Genomic DNA, 23,328 nt, shown 5'->3' with positions numbered 1-23,328 from the left:
CCTGAAAACCTACACAGGTAAGCCGACGTAGTTTTCTGCCAGCGATGTCGATGCGGCCTTGGAGTGAATCAGGTAATCCAGCTCGGCTTCCTGCACCTTCTGGCCGAAGCCGCCGTTATCGGGAAACTTGTGCATGAGTGAGGTGAACCACCAGGAAAAGCGCACCGCCTTCCAGACCCGGCGCAGGCAGGTGTCGGAATAGGCATTGATGCCAGCTTCGCTTCCGGCGTAAAACTCGGTGATGGCGCGCGACAGATAACGCACATCGCTCGCTGCGAGATTCAGGCCCTTGGCGCCAGTGGGCGGCACGATATGGGCCGCATCGCCCGCAAGAAACAGGCGGCCAAAGCGCATCGGCTCAGCCACAAAGCTGCGTAGCGGTGCAATACTTTTTTCAATCGATGGCCCGGTGACCAGACGCTCGGCCAACTCGGGCGCGAGGCGGCGGCGCAGCTCGTCCCAGAACGCGTTGTCACTCCAGTTCTCCACCTTGTCGTCCAGCGTGCACTGCACGTAGTAGCGACTGCGGGTGTGGCTGCGCATGCTGCACAGCGCAAAGCCGCGCTCGTGGTTGGCATACACCAGCTCATGGGAAACGGGTGGCGTGTCTGACAGCACACCCAGCCAGCCGAAGGGGTAGACCTTCTCGTAGGTCCTCAGTGCAGCCGACGGCACGCTGGCCCGACTCACGCCGTGGTAGCCATCGCAGCCGGCGATGAAGTCGCATTCAACTTCGTGCGCCACACCGTGCTGCACATAGCGCACCTTGGGGTGCGGCGTGTCGAAGTCGTGCACGCTCACGTTGTCTGCTTCATAGACCGTCGCCAGACCCTCGCGGGCGCGGGCGTCCATCAGGTCTTTGGTGACCTCGGTCTGACCGTACACCATGACCTGCTTGCCACCGGTGAGATGTTGCAGGTCGATGCGGTGGTGTGCGCCACCGAATCCGAGTGCAAAACCGCCGTGGACCAGCCCCTCCCGGCGCATGCGTTCGCCCACGCCAGCCTCGTCCAGCAGATCGGTGGTGCCTTGCTCCAGCACGCCGGCACGGATGCGCCCCAGCACGTAAGCCTGGCTGCGTTGCTCGATGACGAGAGCGTCAATGCCGGCCTTGAACAGCAGTTGGCCGAGCAGGTGTCCGGCGGGGCCTCCGCCAATGATGGCGACCTGTACGCGCATGGTGTGTCTCTGTCTGTGTGATTGAAGGAATCGCAGGCGCCGCCGATGCTTGCGTTGCGCCTTCTGTAGCAATAGTTGAGCGTGTCAGCTTAAGTGGCGCCGAATCCGGACGCCAGCGCTCGCCGTCTTCTTTTCATCACCTTTGCCCGATGATCGGTGAGCTTGTGCGATGATCGCGCAATGTCCACGCCACGACTCAACACCACCGCCAGCCCCTTCCCGATTGCCAAGGCCGACCGGATTGAAGGCATGGCCAAAGGCATGGCGGTGCTGGAGAGCTTCGACACCCAGCGCCAGCGGCTCAATGCGACCCTGGCCGCCGAGCGTGCCGGCATCACCCGGGCGGCTGCGCGGCGGCATTTGCTGACGCTGACCCATCTGGGCTACCTGGAGACCGACGGCAGCTATTTCTGGCTGGCGCCCAAGGTGCTGCGTTTTTCCGGCAGCTATCTGGCCACCGCGCGTTTGCCGCGCGCGGTGCAGCCCACGCTGAACCGGCTGGCGGCGCAAACCCAGGAGTCGTTTTCAGTGGCTGTGCTCGATGGCGATGAAGTGGTCATCATCGGGCGCAGCGGTTACGAATGGCGGACTGTGGCCGACGGCACAGGCCCGGCGCGGGTGCTGGCTTATGGCCTGCACCTCGGCGCGCGCCTGCCGGCGCATGCCACCTCCACCGGGCGCGTGCTGTTGGCTGCGTTGAGCCGCACGCAGTTCAACGAATGGCTCAATCAGCGCACCGCCACGGCGCCGTTGCCACGGCTGACCCTGCACACCACCACCGATCCGCGCAAGCTGAAGGCGGTGATGGACGAGGTTCGCACGCACGACTACTGCATCGCCAGCGAAGAGCATGAGCTGGGCGTGCAGGCACTGGCGGTGCCGCTGCGTGACATGCACGGGCGGACTGTGGCGGCGCTGAACGTCGTGGCCTCACCGCAGCGGCTGCCGGTGGCTGCCCTGCAGCGGGAGCTGTTGCCTTTGCTGCTGGATGCGGCGCATGAGTTGCGCCCCTTGCTTTAGGGATGCCTACCGCAGGGCGTTGCCACACTGGTCAGGCGTCGGGCGAGGGCAGGGTGAAGTAGAAGGTCGCGCCCATGCCGGGCGCTGACTCGGCCCATATCTTGCCGCCGTGGCGCGCGATGATGCGCGAGACGGTGGCCAGACCGATGCCTGTTCCGGCGAATTCGCTGGCGTCATGAAGTCGCTGGAAAGTGCCAAACAGCTTGTCGGCGTAGGCCATGTCAAAGCCCGCGCCGTTGTCGCGCACGAAGAACGCACCGCGTGGCTCGATACGCCCGACGGTGATCTCGGCGTGCTCCTGCTTCGCAGTGAATTTCCAGGCGTTGCCCAGCAGGTTTTCCATCACGGAGGCGAGCAGGCGGCCATCGCCCTGCACCATCAGGCCGGGTGCGACGTGGAAGGCCACCTGGCGTGTTTTCGCGGCAGCCTGAAGCCGCTCCAGCACCTCGCTGGCCAGTGCGCTCAAATCCACGGGCGACCGGCGCAGTTCCACCCGCGCCACCTGGGCGAGCGAGAGCAGGCCCTCGATCAGATGCCCCATGCGCGCCACGCCCTGCTGGATGCGGTCCAGGTAATGCTGCACCTTCTTGCTTTCATGGGCCTGCAGCTGCTTGGCCAGCAAGCGGCTGAAGCCGTCCACCGTGGTGAGCGGGGAACGCAGGTCGTGTGAGACTGAATAGGAGAAGGCTTCGAGCTCCGCATTGGACATCCGCAAGGCGTCTTCAATGGCCTTGGTTTCCGTCACGTCCACATCCAGCCCGACCCAGAAGTTGACCTTGCCGTTTTCGTCGAGCACGGGCGAGGCCTGGTAGGACATGGTGTGCCAGGCGCCGGTGCGTGAACGGATCCGCCGGATACCGGTGAACAGCGTCAGCGTCTTGCTGCAGCGTACCCAGTTCCTGCTCATCTCGGGCAGGTCGTCGGGGTGCATCACGTTGATCCAGCCCATGCCGTACCAGTCGGGCGGGGAGCCACCGGTGAGGTCATACCAGGCCTTGCTGAAGAAGGTGGCCGAACCCCTCGGGTCGACCGTCCAGATCGGCTGCGGCGCCCGCTCGGCCAATGTGCGGAACAGCGCCTCCTGCTGGATCAGTTCGCTGGTGCGCTGCGCAACTTTTTCCTCCAGACTGGTGTTGAACTCCCTGACCTGGGCCAGCAGGCGCACGTTGTCAATTGCGATGGCAGCCAGCTGGGTCAGCTCCGTCACCACGTACTCGTCTTCCTGGCTGAAGTGGCCATGCAGTTTGTCTGACAGGCGCAGTGTGCCGATGATGGATCCGGTGCGGCCCGTTAGGGGAATGGACAGCGAGCTGCCTTCTTCCAGCGAACCCGGAGCCGACGGCTCGTCGGCCTCAGAGACAGCAGACGAGCGGGCGGTATTGGCGCCGCGCCGGTTGTCGTGCAGCTCGATCACCGCCCGGCTTGCCCCGCTGATGAGACGGGTCTGTTCGGCCACCTCATGGAGCAGGCCGTCCAGACGCTGGTGCTGGGTGATGGCAACGGCCGCCTCGGCAGCGCGCTGCAAGGTCTGCAGAAAATCCTGAAGCCGCAGGTCGGTCAGCATGCGCGCCGTGATGTCCTGCTGTGCACCCTGAAGCCCTGTGATCCGACCTTCCGCATCCCGCACGGGCTGTGCAATGGAGTGAACCCAGAGCCGCCGCCCGTTCGACGACACCAGTTCCACCTCCATGTCCAGCGGGGTGCCATCGGTCAGGCAGCGATCCACCGCCTGTTCCACCACCTCGGGAGGGGGTGTCTTGCAAAGCTGGAGGATGTTGGCCAGCGTGTGGGGCTCCCCCGGCGGGAGGTTGAGGTCGGGCGCACCGTCATCTGTCCACACGATCACGCGGTCGCTGGCGCTCATCTGCCAGCCGCTGACGTTGGAGAGACGGCTGGCCAGCCGCAGCATGTCTGCCTGTGACTTGAGCTGCGCTTCGGCGGTCTTGAGGTCATCAATGTCCGTCGAGGTACCGTACCAGGAGCTGACGGTCCCGCTGCCATGGCGGTTAGGCACCGCCCGGACAAGCCGCCACCGGTAGGCGCCGTCGCTGCACAGCAGGCGATGCTCGTGCTGGATCTCAACTTCGGCCACCCGCATCTGCTGCATGCTCTCCAGCGTCTGCTGCCGGTCATCCGGGTGGATGAACCGGGCCCATCCGCCGTTCAGGGCGGCATCCACCGGCTGACCGGTCACCTTCTGCCACTGGTCGCTGATGTAGCTGACCTTGCCTTGCGGGTCGGCAATGAAGACGATCTGCGGCATGGCCTGGGCTAGCCTGTGAAAGCGGACTTCGTTGCGCCGGCGCTGGCGCGAGTAGGCATAGAGCTGCGCGGTGAGCAAGCCCACCGTTGCGGCAGCGGCCAGCCAGATCAGTCCGGCAAAGGTGGCGAAACGCCGCCAGGGGCTGAGGATGGCGTCGTTGGGGCTGCCGACCACCACAATCAGGTCCGGGTAGGCGGAAAGCGTCCGGTAGCCATTGAGCCGCTCCATGCCGTCAATCGGGCTGGTGATGGTGTAAGTGCCCTGGCGGCTTTGCGCGAGGTACTGCGTGAAAAGCGGCAGATCCAGAAACGATTTGCCCATCGCGGCATCGTCAGCCGGGCTGCGCATCATCAGCACCGCATCGCTGCGCAGCAATGCAATGGCGCCGCCGGGTCCCAGCTCGATACCGCGCCACAGCGTGTCGAAGTAGGGTGGCTCGACGGCGGCGACGATGACGCCTGTGACCTTGCCATCGGCTGCGCGAAGCGGATGCGATGCACTGATGAGCCAGTTGCCCGTGGTGCGACTGCGCACCGGTGCGCTGATGTGGAACTCGGTCGAGGGTGCGCGCTGGTAGATTTGGAAGTACTCGCGATCGCTGAGCAAAACCCCGAGGTTGCCGACGTCAGAATCGAAAACGATATGCCCCTGCGCATCCAGGATCCAGATGGCCCGAACAAAGGGTAGTGATTTGAGTTGCTCGCGCAGCAGTTCGCGGGCAGACACGACGTCAATGCTTTTCTCGGCCTGGCGTTTCTGGATCAGGCTGGCGGCCAGCAGCAGGCGCTGGTCCACCGTCTGCAAGGTCCGGCTGGTCTGCTCTTCGATCACGTGGACCAGCGACTGGGTCAGTCGCTCGCCGGCGCGCAAGGTTTCACCGCGGAAGTAGAGCAAGACGGCGATGACCGCAACGCCGGAAAGTACCACCAGCGCTGCGGTGAGCGCGACGATCAGCCGTGTGAAGGAATCCCGGCCGGTGTCAGGACCGAAGCCAGAGGGTTGGAACCGCGAATCAGGTGACCAGGGCCACGGCATGCATCAGCTCTTTCCGTAGTGCCTTTTGGGGGCCGCCGCCCGGAGAAGGGCGCAGCCTGCGATGGCAACATGATGCCATGCAGGGCGCGCGTTGTCGATTGCGCGCAGGCCCTGATGGCCCCACCTGCACCGGCTCAGACGCCCAGGTATTGCTGCAGCAGGCCGGGCTGGGCGTGCAGTTCCGGCGAGGTGCCTTCAAAGACCACTTCGCCCTTGACCAGGATCACGTTGCGGTCGGTGATCTGAGTGACGTGTTTCCAGTTCTTGTCGACGATCACGCTGCTGATGCCGGTCTCGCGCACCACCTGGCAAATGCGCCAGATTTCGCGCGCAATCAGTGGTGCCAGACCCTCGGTGGCCTCGTCAAGTATCAGTACGTCGGGGTTGGTCAGCAATGCGCGGCCGATGGTCAGCATCTGCTGCTCGCCGCCGCTCAGTTGCTGGCCGCCGTGGCCAAGCCGCTCTTTCAGGCGGGGGAAGGTGTCCAGCACGCGGTCGTACGTCCAGTCGCGCTGGCCGCGTGTGCCGGGCCGGGCCGCCATCTTGAGGTTTTCCACCACGCTCAGGTTGCCGAAAATGCCGCGCCCCTCGGGCACGTAGGCCACGCCCAGACGCGCAATCTCATAAGGCGCTGCACCCGTCATGGCACGGCCGGCAATGTGGACACTACCCGAGCGCGGCTTGACCAGGCCCATGATGCTTTTGAGCAGCGTGCTCTTGCCCATGCCGTTGCGGCCCATCAGGCCGATGGTTTCGCCACGGCCGACCGTGAAATCAATGCCGCGCAGGATGTGGCTGGCGCCGTAGTAAGTGTTCAGGTCCTGCGCGTGAATGAGTGTCTCAGCCGGGCTGTTGATGGTGCTCATGCTCAATGCTCCTCACCGAGGTACGCTGCTTGAACACCGGAGTCAGCCCGGACCTCGGCCGGTGTGCCACTGGCAATCACCTGGCCATTGACCATTACCGTCAGCCGGTCGGCGAGGGTGAATACGGCATCCATGTCGTGCTCCACCAGCAGCATGCCGTGCTGCTTCTTGATGGTCAGCAGCAGGGCCACCATGCGTTCAGCCTCAGCCACACCCATGCCGGCCAGCGGTTCGTCGAGCAGCAGCACCTGCGGCTCGGTGGCCAGTGTCATGGCAATCTCCAGCTGGCGCTGCTCGCCGTGGCTGGTGGCACCGGCCACACTGTGCCGCCGTGCAGTGAGGCCCGCCAGTTCCAGTGCTTTTTCGGCGCGCGTGTTGATGTCCTTCATGCGCGCGGCGGTCTGCAGCCAGCGCGCCGCGTGCGGGGTGCGGGACTGCGCGGCGAGCCGTACGTTCTCCCACACCGTGAAAGGCAGGAAGATATTGGTCTTCTGGTAGCTGCGGCCCAGACCCTGTGCCGATATTTTTTCCGGGCTCCAGCCGGTGATGTTGTGGCCACCGAGGTGAACGGTGCCAGAGGTCGGCGGCAGGTCGCCCGACAGCAGATTGGTCAATGTGGACTTGCCGGCACCGTTCGGTCCGATCACGGCGTGGATCTGGTCGCGCCACAGGTCCACCGACACATCGTTGACCGCTGCCAGACCGCCAAAGCGCTTCGTGAGGTTTTTGGCCGAGAGCAGAACCTCATTCATGGGGAGCTCCCCGGCGTTTCATGAATCTTTCTGCCAGACCCAGCAGACCGCGCGGTGCAAACACCACCAGCAGCACGATGAAAAAGCCCATCCACAGTTGCCAGTGCTTGCCCAGGTTGACGCTGCCAACCTGCGGCAGATCCTTGAACACGTGAAGCAGGTACTCAAACGCAAAGGCCCCGACGATGGCGCCCGCGAAGTTGCCCATGCCGCCGAGGATCACCATCATGATGGCGTGCGCGCTCATGTGAAAACCCATCAGCTCGGGGTTGATGTAGCCGGTCTGCGTGCCCCACAGGTAGCCGGCCAGCCCGGCCAGCGCGCCGGCCAGCGTAAAGGCGGTCAGCTTGTAGCCGAAGGTGCCGTAACCCATGGCACGCATGCGGTGCTCGTTCACACGAATGCCAGCCAGCGCCCGGCCGAAGGGGCTCCACAGCAGCCGGCGCAGAAAGACGTAAACCATCAAAAGGGCGCCCAGCGTGAAGTAGTACAGCGTGAGCTTGCTGTCGAGGTCAAACGGCACCCAGCCGCCAATCGCCGCGCTGGGCTTGAAGTTGATGTACAGGCCGTCCGAGCCGCCCAGGGCCTTGTTGTCGAAGAACAGGTAAAACACCATCTGCGCGAAGGCCATGGTGACCATGATGAAGTAGATGCCGTGGGTGCGCACCACGAAAAAGCCGATGACGAGCGCGGCCAGCCCGGAACCCAGAACGGCAACGGGCAGCGTCCACCACAGGCTCACGGCCTCGCCTTGAGGCGTGAGGAAGGCCAGCGCATAGCCTGCAAGGCCAAAGTAGGCGGCATGGCCCAGCGAGACCAGCCCGGTCACGCCCTGCAGCAAATCCAGGCTCATGGCAAAAATCGCCATGATCATCATGCGCGTGACCATCTGCATGTAGAAATCGCTGCCGACGAACGGGAATGCGACCAGCGCCACCAGGCCCAGCGCCAGCGTGACCTGCACGCCGCGTGGCAGCAGTTCAAGGTTTGCTTTTGTCATGCCCCAAGTCCAGAAAAAGCGGCCAGGTTGGACGAGAAGATTCCAGCCAAGCCGCGGGACTGGCTTAGCCAGACCGCAGGCGGAGCGGCCCCCTCGGGGGGCAGGGCGCTACACGCAGTGAGCAACCGTGGGGGCATCAATGCGCTCATTGTTTAAAAAGTCCCTCGGGCTTCCAGAGCAAGACTGCCGCCATCAGCATGTACACCAGCATGCCAGCCACCTGCGGCAGCAGCACCTTGCCGAAGGTATCGACCAAGCCCACCAGCAGCGCGGAGATGAGCGCGCCGCGCACCGAGCCAATGCCACCAATCACCACCACCACAAAGCACATGATCAGCACCTGCGAGCCCATGTTGGGGTAGACGCTGGCCACTGGCGCGGCGATCATGCCCGCCACCGCAGCCAGACCGACGCCGAGTGCGAACACGGTGGCGTGAATCAGCTTGATGTTGATGCCCAGCGATTCGGCCATGTCGCGGTTGAAGGCGCCGGCGCGGATCTTCATGCCCAGGCGGGTTTTCGAGATCAGAAGGTACAGACCCAGCGCCAGTGCAATGCACACGCCAGACATGAAGAGCCGGTACACCGGGTAGGAGAGATTGTCGGTCAGCGGAACAGAAGCGCTGAGCAGATCCGGGATGGTCACGCCATGCACGTCGTCGCCCCAGATGATGGAGCGCAGCTCTTCGAAGATATAGATCAGGCCAAAGGTGAGCAGCACCTGGTCGAGGTGGTCCCGTTTGTAGAAATGCCGGAACAGCAGCCACTCCAGCGCCAGACCGAATGCCACCGACAGCAGCGCGCCGACAATGATGGCCAGCGTCAGGCTGCCCAGCTGCGCGCTGAGCGACCAGGCCAGATAAGCCCCCAGCATGTAAAAGCTGCCATGGGCGAGGTTGACTACACCCATGATGCCGAAGATCAGCGTCAGGCCCGCTGCCAGCATAAACAGCAGCAGGCCGTACTGCACGCTGTTGAGCAGCTGGATCAGGAAGTTGGCGATGTCCATGGACGGTTCAGTGGGTCGATGCCAGTGGCGAGGCAGGCATCCTTCGACAGGCAAAGGACATGCCAGCGTAGTGGCGAGCAAGCGTGAGAGTCGTGAGAGTCTGGTCTTTCACCAGCATGAGCCGCGGGACTGGCTTTGCCAGACCGCAGGCGGGCGGCCCCCTCGGGGGGCAGGGCGCTACCCGAAGTGAGCAACCGTGGGGGCCACGTCTTCAGCCCATCCTGCAGCCGGCGCCGCTGTCGGCCAGTGCCTTCGCAGCCACGCCGATGACCTTGTTTTCCTTGTTCTCGACCACGCGCAGGTACATGTCCTGAATCGGGTTGTGCGACTTGCTCATGGTCCACTTGCCGCGCGGGCTGTCGATGACTGCGCCTTCCATGGACTTGTAAAGCGCTGCCTTGTTGGACAGGTCGCCCTTGACGGCATTCGCACCCTGGATCAGCAACAGGCCTGTGTCGTAGCCCTGTACCGCGTACACATCGGGCTGGGCCTTGTAGGTCTTGGCGTAGTCGAGGCGGAATTTCTTGTTGCGTGGCGTGTCCAGCGAATCGCTGTAGTGCATGGTGGTGACAATGCCATCCGCTGCAGGGCCGGCGGCTTCGAGCACGCCTTCGGTCAGGAAGCCTGAGCCGTAGAGCGGAATCTTGCCTTTCAGGCCTGCTGCAGCGTAGTCGCGGATGAACTTGGCTGCGCCGCCACCGGCAAAGAAGCAGGCCACAGCGTCAGGCTTGAGCGCAGCGATTTCGGTGAGCAGTGCCTGGAACTCGACCTGCGGGAAGGGCAGGCCCAGCTCCTTGACGATGGTGCCGCCTGCCTTGGTGTAGCTTTCCTTGAAGCCTTCGAAAGCCTCGTCGCCGGCGGCGTACTTCCAGGTGATCCAGACCGCCTTTTTGTGGCCCTTGGCGACCATGGCCTGGCCCAGTGCCAGCGTCGGCTGCGAATTGCTGAAGCTGGTGCGGAACACATTCGGTGCGCACAGGCCGCGCGTGGCGGCGTGTACACCGGCGTTGGGGATCAGGCTCAGCACGCCGCTGTCGCGGGCGACTTTCTGGATGCCCATCTGCACGCCGGAGTGCACGGTGCCGACCAGCACATCGACCTTGTCGCGCTGCACCAGCTTGTTGGCGTTCTCGATGCCTTTGGATGGCTCGGATTCGTCGTCCACCTTGAAGTATTCAATCTCGCGGCCACCGAGCTTGCCGCCTTGCTCATTGATGGCCAGGCGAAAGCCGTTTTCAATCGCCACGCCCAGCTGGGCGAATGTGCCGGTATAGGGCAGCATGAAGCCGACGCGCACCTTCCCGGACTGCGCACGCACGATTTCGGGGAGCAACAAGCCGGTGGAGGCAGCGCCAATGACGGCGGCACTGCGTGTCAGGACCAGACGGCGTGAAGTGAGGCGAGAAGTCATCGAAAGCTCCTTGGTGAACGGTGAGTGACGGCAGTGGGACAGATTGCCCGATGGTAAGGCGGCACCATGTGCAAAGCCCTAGTGTAAAACCCGAGATTGAAGATTGAATTGTTGAGATGTAAAGCAAATCCTGTACCGTCTGCGAATGGCGAAGACCTGGCGGTCATGCCTTCTGACGCAGCTTGAAGCGCTGGATTTTTCCGGTGGCGGTTTTGGGCAGCTCACCGACAAACTCGATCCACCGTGGGTATTTGTAGGGGGCCAGTTGCTGCTTGACGTGGCCCTGTAGTTCTTCTGCCGAAGCGGACTGTCCAGCCTTCAGCACCACATAGGCCTTGGGCTTGATGAGCTGGTCGGCATCGGCCACGCCAATCACTGCGACTTCCAGCACCGCCGGGTGCGTCATCAGGCTGGCCTCCACCTCGAATGGCGAGACATAAATACCGCCCACCTTGAGCATGTCGTCGCTGCGCCCGCCGTAGGTGTAGTAGCCATCGGCATCACGGATGTATTTGTCACCGCTGCGAGTCCATTCCCCGGCGAAGGTGGCCTTGGTCTTGGCGCGGTTGTTCCAGTACATGATGGCGGCACTGGGCCCCTTGATCTGCAGCTCGCCGATCTCGCCGTCGGCGCAATCCTGGCCGTCGTCGCCAACGATGCGCAGCTCATAACCGGGCACCGCCTGGCCAGTGGTGCCGTAGCGCACCTCGCCGGGCCGGTTCGACAGGAAGATGTGCAGCATCTCGGTCGAGCCAATGCCGTCGAGAATCTCGCAGCCGTATTGCGCCGTCCACTTCTTGCCGATTTCTGCGGGCAGCGCTTCGCCGGCGCTGGCGCATACGCGCAGCCGCAACTCGGCCTTCGCCGGCTTGGATGGGTCGGCGAGCAGGGCGGCGTAGAGCGTCGGAACGCCGTAGAAGATGGTCGGCTGGTATTTTTTGAGCACGCCAAACACATCGGCCGGTGTGGGCCGCGCGGGCAGCAGCACTGTGGTGGCACCCACGCTCATCGGGAAGGTGAGGGCGTTGCCGAGGCCATAGGCAAAGAACAGCTTGGCGGCCGAATACACCACATCGGTTTCGCGGATGCCGAGCACGCCGCGCCCATACAGCTCGGCGGTCTGGATCAGGTGGCTGTGCAGGTGCACCGTGCCCTTGGGCGTTCCGGTGGAGCCACTGGAGTAAAGCCAGAAACAGGCGTCATCGGCGCAGGTGTCGGCCACCTGCGGCGTGGCGGCTGCGGCGTCGATCATCCCGGCCAATGAGTGGTGCGCACCGGCATCAGCCACCCCGGCGACGATGACGGTGCGAAGCGTGGGGATCTGGCAAATCAGCGGTGCGAAGCTGGGCAGCAGCGCGCTCGACACAATCAAGCCCTGGGCACGTGAGTCGCGCAGCATGAAGTCAAAGTCGGGCGTGGTCAGCAGGGTGTTGGCCGCGACCGGCACCACACCCGCGAGGATGCAACCCAGAAACGCCACCGGCCATTGCGGTGTGTCCAGCATCGCCAGCATCACGCGGCTTTCCGGCGCAAAGCCTTGGTCGCGCAGGCTGTTGGCAAAGCGGTGGGCTCGGTCTGTCAGTTGGCCGTAGGTCAGTTGCTCGCCAGTGGTGGCGTCGATGAACGCTACTTTGTCCGGCCTCACTGCATTGCGGACCAGCAGGTCGTGCGCGGCGTTGTACTGTCTGGGAATCTCGACCCGCAGCGGGCGGGTGCTGTGGTCGGCGTGGCTGGTGGACATGCGGGCCGGCAAGCGTCAGGCGGTGGTTTGCGGGCTGGCCAGCGACTGCAGGGCACCTTCCAGCCACTGACGGCACCATTCGGTGCCTTCTGTCTCGGGCATGGTGCCGCTGCTGGCGTCGTGGCACCACACCTCGCCGATGCGTTGCGCGCCGAGGTCGGCAAGCCGCTCGTCGAATTTCTTGCCGCCAAAGCAGAAAGTCTGCAGGTAGGTGCGGTCACCCAATGCAATCACGCCGTAGCGCACATGCCCGAGAAACTGCGGGTTGGCGTCCAGCGATTCATAGAGCGCGCGGGCGTTGTCGGGCACGTCGCCAGAGCCGTAGGTGGAGGTGCAGATGAGATAAAGTGCATTTTCGGCCTGCTCAGGGCTGAACACCGTGTGGTCCAGATTGTCCATCAGCGTGACTTCGATGTCGCTCACCAGGTCGGCGCAATCCATCTGGATCGCCTGTGCCACATAGTCGGCGGTGCTGGTCATGGTACCCACCAGGATTTTGAGCTTCATCAACAAGTCTCCAGAAAAAGATGCAATAAACTGCTTGACATCGAGTTAAGCGGAAGTATACTGCAAATCGACGGAAATACAAACTGCGAAGGCAGGTGTTTTCCCGGCCCCTGGCGGTCATTGCAGGGCAGCCAGAACCCGAATCAGTTTTCACTTCAAGGTGCTTCTTGATCCACATGCCCGAACAGGACTCCAGAGCGACGGAATCCAACGCCACCCTCAGCGAGCTCGGTGCCCGCGTGCGCGCCTGGCGTGCCCGTCGCGGCATGACGCGCAAGGCGCTGGCGTCTGACTCGGGCCTTAGCGAGCGGTTTCTGGCCGACGTGGAGTCCGGCAAGGGCAATGTGTCCATCAATTCACTTGAGGCCGCAGCCCGTGCGCTCAACATCTCGATTCTGGAGCTGTTGCAGGACGCCCCCCGGCCCGCATTGGCCCGCGTGCAAGGCCTGTTGTCACGGCTGGACGATACGCAGCTCGACCAGGCTTACGGACTGCTGGGCAACACCTTCGGGCTGAGCGATGCCCAGGGCCGCGAGCAACGCATTGCGCTGATCGGGCTGCGCGGCGCTGGCAAGTCCACCCTGGGCAGCCAGCTTGCAGCCGAACGGGGCGTGCCTTTCATCGAACTGGACCGCGAGATTGAACGCGAAGCCGGCACCAGCATGAATGAAATCTTGTTGCTGCACGGGCAGGCGGGCTACCGCCGCTACGAGCGCCGCGCGCTGTTTCGCATCGCTGAAGAGAACCCGGGCGGCGTGGTCATGACCACCGGCGGCAGCATCGTCAGCGAGCGCGAAACCTTCGACCTGCTGCAAAGCCGCTTTTACTGCGTGTGGCTCAAGGCCAGCCCGGAAGAACACATGGCCCGTGTGGTCGCACAGGGCGACCTGCGGCCCTTCAATACCGGCGACTACAGCACGCGTGGTGCCACAAGCGAAGCCATGGGAGACCTGCGCCGTATTTTGGCCAGCCGCGAAAGCCTGTACGCGCGTGCCGATGCGGTGGTGGACACCGCCGCGCGCAGCATCAAGCAATCCCTGAAGGATCTTGGTCGAGCAGTGCCAACGCCCACCGTTCGGGCTGAGCCTGTCGAAGCCCTTTCTTCCCATACTCAAAATCCTCTTCGACCGGCTCAGGGCGAACGGAACCAAAAGGAGACGCTATGAACGCCATGACAGAACCCCTCTTGTTCAAGCAGGTCATCGAAGGCCAGGAGCGCGAGCTGGTCAGCTTTGCCACCCACCCCAGCAAGTACCAGCACTGGACGCTGAGCGTGGACGGTGATGTGGCGCGCCTAAAGCTCGACATCAATGAAGACGGTGGCATCAAGCCCGGCTACAAGCTCAAGCTCAACAGCTACGACCTGGGTGTGGACATCGAACTGCACGACGCCATCAACCGCATCCGTTTTGAGCACCCGTCCGTCAAGGTGGTGGTGTTTGAGTCTGCCAAGGAAAAAATCTGGTGCTCCGGTGCCAACATCTACATGCTGGGCCTCTCGACCCACGGCTGGAAGGTGAACTTCTGCAAGTTCACCAACGAAACCCGCAACGGGCTGGAAGACTCTTCGCGTCACGATGGGTTGAAGTCGGTCGCCGCCGTCACCGGCGCCTGCGCAGGCGGCGGCTATGAGCTGGCGCTGGCCTGTGACCGCATCATCATGGTGGACGACCGCTCCAGCACCGTGAGCCTGCCCGAGGTGCCGCTGCTGGGCGTGCTGCCCGGCACCGGCGGTCTGACCCGCGTGACTGACAAGCGCAAGGTGCGCCGCGACCTGGCCGACATCTTTTGCACCACCAGCGAAGGCGTGCGCGCCGACCGCGCCAAGGACTGGAAGCTGATCGACGCCCACGCCAAGCCGCAGCAGTTCGGCGCCTTGCTTGCCGCCGAGATTGAAGCGCTCCGCGCCCAGTCCACACGGGGTGCAGCGAAGGGCATTGAGCTCACGCCGCTGAAGGCGCAGATTGATGACGCGGGCTACCACTACAGCGTGGTCGATGTGCAGGTGGACCGCGAGAAGCGCATCGCCACCCTCACAGTCAAGGCGCCTTCTGCCGGCATCGAATCGACGCCAGAGACCATCGAGGCCGCAGGTGCAGCGTGGTACCCGCTCAAGCTGCAGCGTGAACTGGACGACGCCATCCTCAACCTGCGCACCAATGAGCTGGACGTCGGCACCTGGGTCATCAAGACCCAGGGTGACGCGGCACAGGTGGCCCGCATGGACCAGACGCTGGAGGCGCTCAAGAGCCACTGGCTGGTGAAAGAAACCACCGGGGCCCTGCGCCGCACGCTGGCGCGTCTCGACGTGACCAGCCGCTCGCTGATTGCGCTGGTCGAGGCGGGCTCCTGCTTCGCAGGCACCTTTTATGAACTGGCCCTGGCCTGCGACCGCATCTACATGCTGGACTTGCCCGATGCCCCCGACAGCGCACCTGCGCTGCAGCTGAGCCCGGCCAATTTCGGCTGGTTCCCGGCGGTCAACGGCCTCACGCGCCTGCAGACCCGCTTCTGCGAAGACGAGGCCACCATCGCCGAGCTGAAAAACCTGTGCGACAGCCCGCTGCGCGCTGACCAGGCGCTGGCGCTGGGCCTGGTGACCCTGACGCCAGACGATATCGACTGGGAAGACGAAATCCGCATCATGCTCGAAGAACGCGCCAGCCTGTCGCCCGACGCCATGACCGGTATGGAGGCTTCGTTGCGCTTCCCCGGCAAAGAGACGATGGAAACGCGCATCTTTGGCCGCCTGTCGGCTTGGCAAAACTGGATTTTCATTCGCCCGAATGCGGTCGGGGAAGAAGGTGCCTTGAAGCTGTTCGGCACTGGGAAGAAAGCGAAATTCGACTGGAAGAGGGTGTAACCCCCCCGAAGCGCCTGCGGCGCCTCCCCCGAGGGAGCGCCATCTGCGGCCCGGCAAAGCCGGCTCCGCGCTGGCCCTTGAAAGAGACATTCGATAAATAGAGTTGTGATGTATTGAAGGAAACAAAATGAGCAACATCGACCTGCAAGCCCTGATCCCCAACAACGTCCACCTCGGCGAAAACCGCCAGCTCCAGCGTGCGCTGGAGCACTGGCAGCCGGCCTTCCTCAATTGGTGGGACGAGATGGGCCCCAGCGATTTCAAAGCCAACGAGGTGTACCTGCGCACCGCCGTCGGCGTGGACGCGTCCGGCTGGGCGAGCTACGGCTACACCCCGATGCCCGACTACCGCTGGGGCATTTTTCTCGCCGACAAGGAAGAGGGTCGCAAGATCGGTTTTGGCGACCACATGGGGCAAGACGTCTGGCAGGAAGTGCCCGGCGAATACCGCAGCACCTTCCGCCGCCTCATCGTCACGCAGGGCGACACCGAGCCCGCCTCGGTGGAACAGCAGCGCCTGCTGGGCCACACCGCACCTTCGCTTTACGACCTGCGCAACCTGTTCCAGGTGAACGTGGAAGAAGGCCGCCACCTCTGGGCCATGGTCTACCTGCTGCACGCGCATTTCGGCCGTGACGGCCGCGAAGAGGCCGAGGAATTGCTGATGCGCCACAGCGGCGACGCCGACAAGCCGCGCATTCTGGGTACCTTCAACGAGCCCATGGACAACTGGTTGAGCTTCTTCATGTTCACCTACTTCACCGACCGTGACGGCAAGTTCCAGCTCAAATCGTTTGCCGAAAGCGCGTTCGACCCGCTGGCACGCACCACGCGCTTCATGCTGACTGAAGAGGCCCACCACATGTTCGTCGGCGAAACCGGCGTGGGCCGCGTCATCAAGCGCACGCTCGAAGTCATGAAAGAGCTGGACACCGACGACGTGGCCACGCTGCGCAAGGCCGGCGTCATCGATTTGCCCACCATCCAGAAATTCATGAACTTCTGGTTCACCTCCTCGCTGGACCTGTTCGGCTCCGAAGCCTCGTCCAACGCCGCCAACTACTTCAGTAACGGCATCAAGGGCCGTCCGGATGAAGCCAAGTTTGCCGACCATGTGGAACTCGAAACCGAGATGACGATTCAGGTGCCCGATGGCCAGGGCGGCACGAAGAACGAGACGATTTCCACCCGCAACGGCATGAACGAAATCACCCGGCTGGAATATGTGAAGGACTGCAACGTGGGCGTGACCCGCTGGAACATGGGCATCAAGCGCGCGGGCGTGGACTTCGCGCTGACGCTGCCTTCCACCCGTTTCCGCCGCAGCGTGGGCGCCTGGGCCGGTGTACACACCGATCCGCAGGGCAAGCCGATCAGCGCCGCTGAATTCGAGGCCAAGAAAGACGACTGGTTGCCGACCGAGGCCGACAAGAGTTTTGTGAAGAGCCTGATGCACCGTGTGACCGAGCCGGGCAAGATGGCCGCGTGGATTGCTCCGCCGGACCGCGGCATCAACGCGAATCCGGTGGAATACGAGTACGTCAAACTGTAAGCAGGGCCCCCACGGTCGCTCACTGCGTGTAGCTTCCTGCCCCACGAGTGGGCCGCTCCGCCTGCGGCCCTGCGAAGCCGGTTCCGCGGCTGCTGCCTGGCTTCAAATCGGATACAGCATGCAAGGAGATTTTTTACGCGGCGGCCGAGGTTTGCCCGCAGTCGGGTTAGAATAATGGTCTTCGGAGTGTGGCGCAGTCTGGTAGCGCACCTGGTTTGGGACCAGGGGGTCCAAGGTTCGAATCCTTGTACTCCGACCAAGAATCCAATCAAAAAAGCTCACTTTGTGGGCTTTTTTCATATCTGCCCGTAGCTCAGTTGGATAGAGCAACAGCCTTCTAAGCTGTGGGTCGGGGGTTCGATCCCCTCCGGGCAGGCCAGTGCCACCAGAGGTGGCAGGCCGCTGCGCAATGCAGACCGGCCCGGACAACCCCACGAACGGCTTCAGCGCTCTCAGTCTCAGCGTTTCTGGTACTGCGTCGCGCCAAACAAAATATCGCGGGTCTTGTCGTCGGTGAGCGGTCGGCGCAATCCGGCCAGCACTTCCACACCGCGCATCACGGCCGGGCGTGCGGCAATCAGGTCGAACCATTTTTTCAGATGCGGGTAGTCGGCCCAGTCGATGCCATGGTTGGCCCAGTTGCGCAGCCACGGGAAGATCGCGATGTCGGCAATGCTGTACTGGTTGCCGGCGATGAACTTGCTCTTTGAAAGTTGCTTGTCCATCACGCCATAGAGCCGCTTCGTCTCGTTGGTGTAGCGGTTAATGGCGTACTCAATCTTCTCGGGGGCGTACTGCCGGAAGTGGTGGGTTTGACCGATCATGGGGCCGACGCCGCCCATCTGGAACATCAGCCACTGCAGCACCTCGAATTTGGCGCGATCAGATTTAGGCAGGAATTTACCGGTCTTGGAGGCCAGATACAGCAGGATGGCGCCGGACTCAAAAAGCGAGATGGCTTTGCCGTCTGGACCGTTCGGGTCAATCAGCGCAGGAATCTTGTTGTTCGGGCTGATGGCGAGAAAGTCGGGCTTGAACTGGTCCCCGGTGCCGATGTTCACCGCATGGGCCTGCCAGTCGCGGCCCAGACGGTAGCCGCATTCCTCCAGCATGATGTGGACTTTGTGACCGTTGGGCGTGGGCCAGGAGTAGACGTCAATCATTGGTGTTTCCTTCACTTTCTACTACGATGTCTTGATCGCGATTTGTAACTGCTGCACTTTAAGAGAAAACGGCAAACCATGTTTGAACGCCTCAAGAAAGCATTGACGGGGGCCGCTCCCGCGGACACCACCCACTCGCGCGGTGACGCCGTCTCGGAATGGGCCGGCATGCAGGGGTTTGCCTACACCGGCTCGGGTGACGGCAAGGGCTTTGCGCTGCAGGGGCAGGTCAGTGGCCGGCCCTGGAAGCTGGAGCGTGGCGCCGCGTCGCGCCAGTACATCCGTGGCGAGGAAATCCGGGCACGCGCCGAACTCAAGGTCAATGAGGACGTGTCGGTGCTCATCATGAACCGGCCCATGAAAGACGTGCTGGAAAAGCGCGCCTACGCGATGTACACCGACACGCTGCAAACCACGGCAGACCCGAATCTGCCGGAAGAAATGCGCTGGCTCGCCATGTACGCCGAAGTGGGCTGGAGTAGTCTGCCTGACCCGTTCTGGGCCCGCTATGCGGTCATGGCCGACCAGCGTGAACACGCGCTGGCCTGGATCGACCCGAACCTGGCCAGTTTGATGCTGGCCTGGCCGGAGCCGGCGCCCCAGGCTGAGGTGCCCTTCATCCTGATGCTGATGCGCGGCAAGCTCTATTTGCGCATGCAGTACACGCCGGCCGACATGCCGACGCTGGAGCACGCGGCGACGGTGTTCACTAGTGCCTGCGAGGCGGCCATTGCCGGGCTTTCAACGGATATTCCGCTGTAATTGCCCATGAAAAAAGCGCTGGAACCCGACCAAGGGTTCCAGCGCTTTTTTGCGTGTTGATGTTGTGGTGTCGTTTAGCTGCCGCGCGTGATCGGCATCTCCACCTCACCGGGCATCAGCAGGTGCTTGGCCAGTTCCAGCTTGGCCAGAGAGGCGCGGTGCACCTCGTCGGGGCCGTCAGCCAGGCGCAGCGTGCGCTGGTGCGCGTAGGCGTAGGCCAGCGGGAAGTCGTCCGACACACCGCCGCCACCGTGGGCCTGGATCGCCCAGTCGATGATCTGGCAGGCCATGTTGGGCGCCACCACCTTGATCATCGCGATCTGCGCCTTGGCCACCTTGTTGCCTACGGTGTCCATCATGTAGGCGGCCTTCAGCGTCAGCAGGCGGGCCTGCTCGATCATGCAGCGGGCTTCAGCAATGCGCTCTTCCCACACTGACTGGCGCGCAATCGCTTTGCCGAATGCGATACGGCTGTTCAGGCGCTTGCACATCAGCTCCAGCGCGCGCTCGGCGCTGCCGATGCTGCGCATACAGTGGTGAATGCGTCCGGGGCCAAGGCGCCCCTGGGCGATCTCGAAGCCGCGGCCTTCGCCCAGCAGCAGGTTGCTGGCCGGCACGCGCACATTGGTCAGGCGCACTTCCATGTGGCCGTGCGGTGCGTCGTCGTAGCCGAACACCGACAGCGGGCGAATCACCTCGATGCCTGGCGTGTTGGCCGGCACCAGAATCATCGACTGCTGTTCGTGGCGCCCAGCATCGGGGTTGGTCTTGCCCATGACGATGTAGATGGCGCAGCGTGGATCGCCCGCGCCGGAAGACCACCATTTGGTGCCGTTGAGCACGTAGTCGTCACCATCGCGTGTGATGCTGCACTGGATGTTGGTGGCGTCGGACGAAGCCACGTCGGGCTCGGTCATCAGGAAGGCGGAGCGGATTTCACCGCGCAGCAGCGGCTCCAGCCACTGGTCCTTGTTGGCTTCCGTGCCATAGCGGGCAATGGTTTCCATGTTGCCGGTGTCGGGCGCATTGCAGTTGAACACCTCGGCCGCGAAGGGCACGCGGCCCATGATCTCGCACAGCGGCGCGTATTCGAGGTTGGACAGGCCTTCCGGCGCGCGGGGTGAGTGCGGCAGAAACAGGTTCCACAAGCCGGCAGCGCGTGCTTTGGGTTTGAGCTCTTCAATGACGGTGGTCGGAATCCACGCGTTGCCTTTGGCGCGGTTCTCTGCGATCTCGCGGAAGAAACGGGCTTCGTTCGGGTAGATGTGGTCGTCCATGAACTTCAGCAGGCGTGCCTGCATGTCCTGAACTTTGGGGGTGTAGCTGAAGTCCACGGTGTCTCCTGTGAGGGTTGTTTTGTTCGGGTGGTGTGGCGAATGCGGCGAATACGGTGCAGGGGCAGCGTCAGGTCTTGCGGGTGGCGAAGTCCCAGGCCATGCGGGCCAGGATGGGCGCGCCAGCGGCAGAGCTCACCGCCTGCGCGCTGGAGGCGGTACCCGTCTCGACCCGCTTGGCAATGCCCTGCAGGATGGCGGCAATGCGGAACAGGTTGTAGGCCATGTAGAAATTCCAGTCGGGCATCAGGGCCTCGGGGGTGGTCAGCCCGGTGCGCTGGCAGTAGCGATGGATGTATTCGGCCTCGGTGGGGATGCCCAGGCTCGCCACATCCATGCCACCAATGCCGCGGAAGGCGCCTGGCGGAATGTGCCACGCCATGCAGTGGTAGCTGAAGTCGGCCAGCGGATGACCCAGGGTGGAAAGCTCCCAGTCCAGCACCGCCAGCACACGCGGCTCGGTGGGGTGAAAGAGCAGGTTGTCGAGGCGGTAGTCACCGTGGACGATGGAGACCATGGACTCATCACGACCACTGAGCGGAATGTGCTGCGGCAGCCAATCGATCAGCCGGTCCATCTCGGGGATGGGTGTGGTGATGGAGGCGGCGTACTGCTTGCTCCAGCGTCCAATCTGGCGCTCGAAGTAATTGCCGGGCTTGCCGTAGTCGGCCAGGCCCTGGTCTGCGAAGCGGACCTTGTGCAGGGCTGAGATGACGCGGTTCATCTCATCGTAAATCTCGCCGCGCTGGGCCTGAGTCATGCCGGGCAGGGACTGGTCCCACAGCACGCGGCCCTCGACGAACTCCATCACGTAAAACGCCCGACCGATCACGGACTCGTCTTCGCATAGGCACAGCATGGCGGGAACCGGCACATCGGTGCCGGCCAGGCCACGCATCACCTTGAACTCGCGCTCAATCGCGTGGGCCGATGGCAGAAGCTTCGCCACCGGGCCGGGTTTGGCCCGCATCACGTAAGCCTTGCCAGGCGTCAGCAGCTTGTAGGTGGGATTGGATTGCCCGCCCTTGAACATTTCGGCCGTCAGCGGCCCCTTGAATCCCGGCAAATGCGCATTCAGGTAAGCCGAGAGCGCGTCGAGGTTGAAAAGATGGGCTTCTGATACGGCCCGGGTACCCACAAAGTGGTCGAAGTTGGTCATGCCGTGCGGAGGTGAGGAAGAGCGGGGTTCAAAGTTCGGCTTCTGCGATGCGCATCAGCGTCTCGCGGTTGCGCACCACCAGCCCGCCGGGCTCGATCCGGATGGCGTTCTCGCGCTCCATGGATTTGAGTTCCTGGTTCACGCGCTGGCGCGATGCACCCAGCAACTGGGCGAGCTCTTCCTGCGCCAGTTGCAGGCCGATGCGCATCTCGCCGCCATCTGCCAGGCACGGCACGCCGTAGCTGCGCACCAGATGCAGCAGCTGCTTGGCCAGACGCGCGCGCAGCGGCAGGGTGTTGAGGTCTTCCACGAGGCCGAAAAGCTGGCGGATGCGACGGGCATGCAGGCGCAGCAGGGCTTCGTACAGCTCCACATGCTGGCTGAGAATCTTGCGCAGGTCCGCGCGGGAGACGCACAGCAGCGTGGTTTCGCCATGCGCGTAGGAGTCGTGGGTACGGCGCTCGCCGTCGAAGATGGCCACATCGCCGACCCAGATGCCCGGCTCCACATAGGTCAGCGTGACCTGCTTGCCCGAGATCGACGTGGAACTGACCCGGATGGCGCCCTTGGCGCAGGACAGCCATTCTTCCGGTGCGTCGCCGCGTGCGCTGATCAGTTCGCCGTCCTTGTAGCGTTTGACGTAAGCGCATCGCAGAATGTCGTGTCTGAGGGAGGGGGACAGGGAAGAAAACCAGCGGCCGTTGTTGATCGCCTCGCGTTCTTCAATGGTAAGAATGGGATCGTCCATGGGCTGTCTTGTGAGTGACTAACGGGAAGTTGATTGTCGCTTGAGCGACCAGCCGCCACGGCCCCCGGTGTCACCTGCGGGTCGGGGATAAACCCTCATGGTTTGTCGCGGCAACCCGGGGTGAGGATCTCAGCGGTAGAGCGCCGGCCGCTTCTGCAGAAAGGCCTCTATGCCTTCGCCCCCGTTGGCATGGTGCAGGTTGCGAACGAAGTGATCGCGTTCGCTGGCCAGCTGTTGGCTCAGTGTGGCACCGGGAGCTTCATTGATGAGTTCTTTGACACTGGCCAGCGCGTTGGGTGCGCGCTCGTTCAGTCGCGCAGCCAGCTGGAGGGCTTCGCCGAGCGCCTGACCCGCCGACGTAACGCGGTTGAGTAAGCCCAGCGCGTGCAGCCGGGCTGCACCGATGCGTTCACCGCACATCAGCAACTCGCTGGCCAAGGCCCGGGGCAGGGCGCGTGCCAGTGCCCAGCTGCCCCCGCCATCGGGCGACAGCCCCACCGTGCTGTACGACATCACAAACACGGCGTTGTCGGCAGCCACGATGAAGTCACAGGCCAGTGCCAGTGAAAACCCGGCTCCGGCGGCGGCCCCTTCGACAGCGGCAATCACTGGCTTGGGGTAGGTGCGTATCGAGTCGATCCAGTTGTGCAGGCCTTCAATGCTCTGTGCCTGCACGTCGGGGTGCTCTGCGCGGTTGGCCTGCAGGCGCTGCAGGCTGCCACCGGCGCAGAACATGCTGCCTTCGCCGGTGATGATCACGCTGCGGATTTCCGGGTTGTTCTCGGCGGCATTAAGCGCCTCGATGCCCGCCGCGTAAATGTCGGGTCCCAGTGCATTGCGATGCTCGGGATTGCTGAGCGTGAGGATCAGCGTCGCGCCTTCGCTGGTGCTTTTGAGTGAGCCGGCCATGTCAGTTCTTTCCAAAATGTTGACACCCCCGTCGGATGCTCACTTCGTGTAGCAC

Annotated in this window: 19 protein-coding genes and 2 tRNA genes; 7 read left to right on the top strand and 14 right to left on the bottom strand. The window is 63.3% G+C overall.

Annotated elements, in window-relative coordinates; genetic code table 11:
- Window positions 1–9 precede the first annotated feature (9 nt).
- Window positions 10–1,179, bottom strand: a complete 1,170-nt coding sequence (gene pobA, locus AAG793_RS04305; RefSeq protein WP_341904496.1) for a 4-hydroxybenzoate 3-monooxygenase — start codon at window positions 1,177–1,179, stop codon at window positions 10–12.
- 180 nt (window positions 1,180–1,359) lie between these two features.
- On the opposite strand from pobA, the gene AAG793_RS04300 reads away from it, so the two are divergent.
- Complete coding sequence (locus AAG793_RS04300; RefSeq protein ID WP_341904493.1) at window positions 1,360–2,199, top strand: IclR family transcriptional regulator C-terminal domain-containing protein; 840 nt, start codon at window positions 1,360–1,362, stop codon at window positions 2,197–2,199.
- Between the two features lie 31 nt (window positions 2,200–2,230).
- On the opposite strand, the gene AAG793_RS04295 is transcribed toward AAG793_RS04300, so the two are convergent.
- The 8 genes from AAG793_RS04295 to AAG793_RS04260 form a co-directional block, all read right to left on the bottom strand.
- Complete coding sequence (locus AAG793_RS04295; protein WP_341904491.1) at window positions 2,231–5,497, bottom strand: PAS domain S-box protein; 3,267 nt, start codon at window positions 5,495–5,497, stop codon at window positions 2,231–2,233.
- A gap of 134 nt (window positions 5,498–5,631) precedes the next feature.
- Complete coding sequence (locus tag AAG793_RS04290) at window positions 5,632–6,363, bottom strand: ABC transporter ATP-binding protein (RefSeq protein ID WP_341904489.1); 732 nt, start codon at window positions 6,361–6,363, stop codon at window positions 5,632–5,634.
- A gap of 2 nt (window positions 6,364–6,365) precedes the next feature.
- Window positions 6,366–7,115 carry an ABC transporter ATP-binding protein gene (locus AAG793_RS04285; RefSeq protein WP_341904484.1) on the bottom strand — a complete coding sequence of 250 codons (750 nt, stop codon included), beginning with the start codon at window positions 7,113–7,115 and terminating at the stop codon, window positions 6,366–6,368.
- Complete coding sequence (locus AAG793_RS04280) at window positions 7,108–8,115, bottom strand: branched-chain amino acid ABC transporter permease (protein WP_341904482.1); 1,008 nt, start codon at window positions 8,113–8,115, stop codon at window positions 7,108–7,110. The genes AAG793_RS04285 and AAG793_RS04280 overlap by 8 nt, the downstream gene beginning before the upstream one ends.
- 145 nt (window positions 8,116–8,260) lie before the next feature.
- Window positions 8,261–9,124: a branched-chain amino acid ABC transporter permease gene (locus AAG793_RS04275; protein ID WP_341904479.1), complete on the bottom strand. Its 864-nt coding sequence runs from the start codon at window positions 9,122–9,124 to the stop codon at window positions 8,261–8,263.
- Between the two features lie 211 nt (window positions 9,125–9,335).
- Window positions 9,336–10,535, bottom strand: coding sequence for an ABC transporter substrate-binding protein (locus AAG793_RS04270; RefSeq protein WP_341904476.1), 1,200 nt, complete (start codon window positions 10,533–10,535; stop codon window positions 9,336–9,338).
- 163 nt (window positions 10,536–10,698) lie between these two features.
- The gene (locus tag AAG793_RS04265; protein ID WP_341904474.1) at window positions 10,699–12,276 is read right to left on the bottom strand and encodes a benzoate-CoA ligase family protein; all 1,578 of its coding nucleotides are present in this window, start codon (window positions 12,274–12,276) and stop codon (window positions 10,699–10,701) included.
- 15 nt (window positions 12,277–12,291) lie between these two features.
- Window positions 12,292–12,783: a flavodoxin domain-containing protein gene (locus tag AAG793_RS04260; protein WP_341904471.1), complete on the bottom strand. Its 492-nt coding sequence runs from the start codon at window positions 12,781–12,783 to the stop codon at window positions 12,292–12,294.
- A 176-nt stretch (window positions 12,784–12,959) separates the two neighbouring features.
- On the opposite strand from AAG793_RS04260, the gene AAG793_RS04255 reads away from it, so the two are divergent.
- The 5 genes from AAG793_RS04255 (at window position 12,960) to AAG793_RS04235 (ending at window position 17,577) form a co-directional block, all read left to right on the top strand.
- Window positions 12,960–13,949: a helix-turn-helix transcriptional regulator gene (locus tag AAG793_RS04255; RefSeq protein ID WP_341904468.1), complete on the top strand. Its 990-nt coding sequence runs from the start codon at window positions 12,960–12,962 to the stop codon at window positions 13,947–13,949.
- Window positions 13,946–15,646 carry a 2,3-epoxybenzoyl-CoA dihydrolase gene (gene boxC, locus AAG793_RS04250; RefSeq protein ID WP_341904465.1) on the top strand — a complete coding sequence of 567 codons (1,701 nt, stop codon included), beginning with the start codon at window positions 13,946–13,948 and terminating at the stop codon, window positions 15,644–15,646. Before AAG793_RS04255 ends, boxC begins: the two co-directional genes overlap by 4 nt.
- 127 nt (window positions 15,647–15,773) lie before the next feature.
- Window positions 15,774–17,198 carry a benzoyl-CoA 2,3-epoxidase subunit BoxB gene (gene boxB / locus AAG793_RS04245; protein WP_341904464.1) on the top strand — a complete coding sequence of 475 codons (1,425 nt, stop codon included), beginning with the start codon at window positions 15,774–15,776 and terminating at the stop codon, window positions 17,196–17,198.
- Window positions 17,199–17,380: 182 nt separating this feature from the next.
- Window positions 17,381–17,457 (top strand) — tRNA-Pro (locus tag AAG793_RS04240).
- 43 nt (window positions 17,458–17,500) lie between these two features.
- Window positions 17,501–17,577: transfer RNA gene (locus AAG793_RS04235), tRNA-Arg, on the top strand.
- Between the two features lie 79 nt (window positions 17,578–17,656).
- Here AAG793_RS04235 and AAG793_RS04230 read toward each other — a convergent pair.
- Window positions 17,657–18,361, bottom strand: a complete 705-nt coding sequence (locus AAG793_RS04230) for a glutathione binding-like protein (RefSeq protein ID WP_341904461.1) — start codon at window positions 18,359–18,361, stop codon at window positions 17,657–17,659.
- 78 nt (window positions 18,362–18,439) lie between these two features.
- Between AAG793_RS04230 and AAG793_RS04225 the strand changes: the two genes are divergently transcribed.
- Entirely contained in the window at window positions 18,440–19,123 is a 684-nt protein-coding gene (locus AAG793_RS04225; RefSeq protein WP_341904458.1) for a hypothetical protein, read from the top strand.
- Window positions 19,124–19,197: 74 nt separating this feature from the next.
- On the opposite strand, the gene AAG793_RS04220 is transcribed toward AAG793_RS04225, so the two are convergent.
- The 4 genes from AAG793_RS04220 to AAG793_RS04205 all read right to left on the bottom strand — a co-directional run bounded on the left by AAG793_RS04220 (window position 19,198) and on the right by AAG793_RS04205 (window position 23,273).
- Window positions 19,198–20,457: an acyl-CoA dehydrogenase family protein gene (locus tag AAG793_RS04220; protein WP_341904454.1), complete on the bottom strand. Its 1,260-nt coding sequence runs from the start codon at window positions 20,455–20,457 to the stop codon at window positions 19,198–19,200.
- Window positions 20,458–20,527: 70 nt separating this feature from the next.
- The gene (locus AAG793_RS04215) at window positions 20,528–21,616 is read right to left on the bottom strand and encodes a phosphotransferase (RefSeq protein ID WP_341904451.1); all 1,089 of its coding nucleotides are present in this window, start codon (window positions 21,614–21,616) and stop codon (window positions 20,528–20,530) included.
- A gap of 28 nt (window positions 21,617–21,644) precedes the next feature.
- On the bottom strand, window positions 21,645–22,364 hold the full coding sequence (locus tag AAG793_RS04210; RefSeq protein WP_341904447.1) for a Crp/Fnr family transcriptional regulator: 720 nt from the start codon (window positions 22,362–22,364) through the stop codon (window positions 21,645–21,647).
- Window positions 22,365–22,493: 129 nt separating this feature from the next.
- Window positions 22,494–23,273 (bottom strand): enoyl-CoA hydratase, encoded by a 780-nt coding sequence (locus AAG793_RS04205; protein ID WP_341904444.1) that lies wholly within the window; start codon window positions 23,271–23,273, stop codon window positions 22,494–22,496.
- Between the last annotated feature and the right edge of the window lie 55 nt (window positions 23,274–23,328).

The sequence above is a fragment of the Polaromonas sp. YR568 genome (assembly GCF_943372955.1).
Classification (GTDB): domain Bacteria; phylum Pseudomonadota; class Gammaproteobacteria; order Burkholderiales; family Burkholderiaceae_C; genus Polaromonas.
This window is presented reverse-complemented; position numbering and strand designations above follow the sequence as displayed.